The organism is Pseudarthrobacter sp. R1 (genome assembly GCF_024494415.1).
Lineage (GTDB): Bacteria > Actinomycetota > Actinomycetes > Actinomycetales > Micrococcaceae > Arthrobacter.
This window is the reverse complement of record NZ_JAMKFI010000049.1, coordinates 1-2,999: the sequence shown is the minus strand read 5'-3', so window position 1 is coordinate 2,999 and position 2,999 is coordinate 1. Positions and strand designations below refer to the sequence as shown.

General features: G+C 56.8%; 3 protein-coding genes. 1 reads left to right on the top strand and 2 read right to left on the bottom strand.

From position 1 onward, the window contains the following. Positions 1-219: 219 nt before the first annotated feature. Together M8J71_RS22965 and M8J71_RS22960 are read right to left on the bottom strand one after the other, a co-directional pair. On the bottom strand, positions 220-1,407 hold the full coding sequence (locus M8J71_RS22965; protein WP_256250178.1) for a hypothetical protein: 1,188 nt from the start codon (positions 1,405-1,407) through the stop codon (positions 220-222). A gap of 85 nt (positions 1,408-1,492) precedes the next feature. After that, entirely contained in the window at positions 1,493-2,014 is a 522-nt protein-coding gene (locus M8J71_RS22960; protein WP_256250176.1) for a hypothetical protein, read from the bottom strand. A 524-nt stretch (positions 2,015-2,538) separates the two neighbouring features. On the opposite strand from M8J71_RS22960, the gene M8J71_RS22955 reads away from it, so the two are divergent. Next, complete coding sequence (locus tag M8J71_RS22955) at positions 2,539-2,907, top strand: hypothetical protein (RefSeq protein ID WP_256250175.1); 369 nt, start codon at positions 2,539-2,541, stop codon at positions 2,905-2,907. Positions 2,908-2,999: the final 92 nt, after the last annotated feature.

The following is a 2,999-nucleotide window of genomic DNA, read 5'->3' as shown; positions in this document are numbered from 1 at the left end:
TAGCGGATCAAATCGAGATGACGCGCCCTTGATCATGAAGGAATGTAAGATCGGTTCTGACCTGCGGAAACGCCGAATTCTTCCGGAGGCGGGAGTTCTCGCATCCACTTCCACTCCCGTGCTTTAAGAGCCGATAATTGTGATTATGTAAAGTGATTTGCTTTAATCTTCAACAAGGCCATTTTCAGCATATATAACCATTACGTTTCGTCACGTTGGTCACCAGCGACCTTTCGGCCGGCGCCCGTCCCTCTCGATCGCCCTCTGGGGATGATAGTTACTGCCCCCGTAGATGCTGTCGTAGGCCTTGCCCGTCGCCTTCCATACCTCTTTTGGTTTTGGGGTTCCGGTCGCGGCTAACGCTGCTGCTGCCATGGCGAACACGGGATGCGTAAGCATGCTGATTCCGAATAAAGCGACTGCCACCAGTGTGACCATGACAATCTGACATGCGGCTCGTACGGCACTGTCGTGACCGAAGGGTATGGTCAGGTCCAGGGCCTGTGAGGCCTCAACGATGTCGGTATCGTCGCCCTTCAGTTGCGTGAAAAGCCGGTCAACTACTAGCAGGGTCGAGTCGGTAGGCGCGTTACGCAAAGACCGGACCAAGTCATCGAATCGGCTCTGATCCAAGTTCGCCATCATCTTGGCGACGGAACCCAGGCCAGCGGCGCCGTAAACGTCCTTCAAGGACGAGGCCGTGTTCAAACCCTCGAAGATCCGGCTAACAGAACCCAACCCGGTGACACCAACGCCATCAAAGGCACTGGTGGCCTTCAAACTCTCCACCACACTGCTCAGCGCCGCACTCCCACCGGCAACACCGTAAACATCCTTGAAAGAGGCGGCCGCACCAATCCCCTCCAGCATCCTGCCGACCGAACCCACGCCCGCCGTGCCATACACGTCCTTCAAGGACGTGCCCGCACCCAGCCCCTCCAACATCCGGCTAACAGAACCCAACCCGGTGACACCAACACCATCAAAGGCACTGGTGGCCTTCAAACTCTCCACCACACTGCTCAGCGCCGCACTCCCACCGGCAACACCGTAAACATCCTTGAATGAGGCGGCCGCACCAATCCCCTCCAGCATCCTGCCGACCGAACCCACGCCCGCCGTGCCATACACGTCCTTCAAGGACGTGCCCGCACCCAGCCCCTCCAACATCCGGCTAACAGAACCCAACCCGGTGACACCAACACCATCAAAGGCACTGGTGGCCTTCAAACTCTCCACCACACTGCTCAGCGCCGCACTCCCACCCGCAACACCGTCCGCAAATGCGCTGGCAGCCTTCAAACTTTCTGCAAGGCTAGTAAGGGAAGCAGCACTCACACCCATCGCCTTGTTACTCAAGTTTTGGGCTCGGTGAGATTCTGAGGACGAGGGGCCTGCGGTGCTCATGGTGACATTCTGCCCGGAACCACGGACAACTCTGTCCCTGCTCTATCGGGACAGTCACCCTTGGCTGTCTCCCCTTTTTGTGGGGCTACTTAGCCAGCTTATGTATGTCGATGGTTACCCCATCGGCCTGGCATTTGTCCGCGACGGTCTGTTTAGACATGAAGAACGCTAGGTCAGTGTCATCCGTTGAGAAGATCCCAGGGGTGGGGGCGAGCTCGCGTGCTTGGCGGATGGCCACAGCAACGTCGCCCTCCGCTTTGTCCTCGGCGTCCTTGATCCTGGATGGAAGCATGTCATGCGCCGCGATTATGGCGTCCTTGACGCGTGGCCCTTCAGTGAACGCCAATTGGAGGGCGTCCGTGAGTTGGTTAACGCCGTCCTCGAAAAGTTTGCATGCCGTTTCGTTCTTCGATGTCTGTGCGGCAGGAGTCACCGAACCAGCGCCGACCATTACTGAGATGCCGATCACTGCCACAACCAATGCCAGCGAGCTCAATCCCATGAACATCCACGCCCACACGGGGACCCTGCGCTTCCCTGGCTGCGGAGGTGGCTCGTTGTTGACGGGCGACGGCTGTGGCGGAAAAGGCTCCGTTGGTTCGGACATGATTAGAATCCCCACATTCTGATGGCTATATCCAAATTACTGACGATTCCCATTCGACTGAGGATCTTGTGGCAATCTTCCGGATTTCTTGTGGGGAATATGTCGCCTACGTGCCGCTGCGACGTCAGCCAAGCGTGGCGCGGCATTCACATAGAATCGACACTTGGTGCCGGGAGAACCGGGCGCCAAGTCTTTTAATTGGGGGACATTATGTGGCCGTTCAGTGCCAAACCTGTTGTACATGTCGACGTAACGGAGAACAATCCGAAAGCACCCGGCACGACGAGCGACCTAGTGGCAAGCTACACGCTCGTTGGAGATCCTCAGGCGCCAAAGCATCTCTACGTTGATGAGGGGCAGCTTTCAACTACTCGAAGGAAGTCACCGCGCGCGTCAAGGAAGCTGTAAGCCCACACATTCCTGACGATAAGGCCCGGAAGCGCCTCCTTGTGAAGGTTTGGCGTGACGACACGACCCGAGGCAGCCATCCATTTGAGAATGCCTTTACACGTGGCATCGCGATTGTGCTCGGAATTGAAGTGTTGGTTATAGCTGGGCTGTCTGCCGCTCTCATCTTAATCCCGGACGATCCTGAGTCCGCGGCTAACGGTGCAGCATATGCTGGCCTAGCAACCAGCGCAGCCTTCTTTGCCGGTCACCTAGCTGTGAGAGTGTCTAAGCTCGCCCAGCCCTTCGAATACACCAAGTGGAAGTCCCTCATGGTGCTCCTCCCAATTTTTCTCCCTATCCTCCTAAATGTGCTCGTTGTGTCAGATTCCCTCGAATGGTTCTTCAAACTGTTTGCCGCCGATTGGAAGCAACTCACGGAGACTTACAGCGTCATTCTCGCCGTTGCAGGCCTAGGGTGTGTTGCTAAACCCTTTGAGGGCTGATTTCCGTCAGGCTTGATTTATGGCAGCGAGGCAAGAAATTTCTGACAAGGCTTGGGCCGTGATGGCGCCGCATTTCCCGGTGTGGAAGGGGA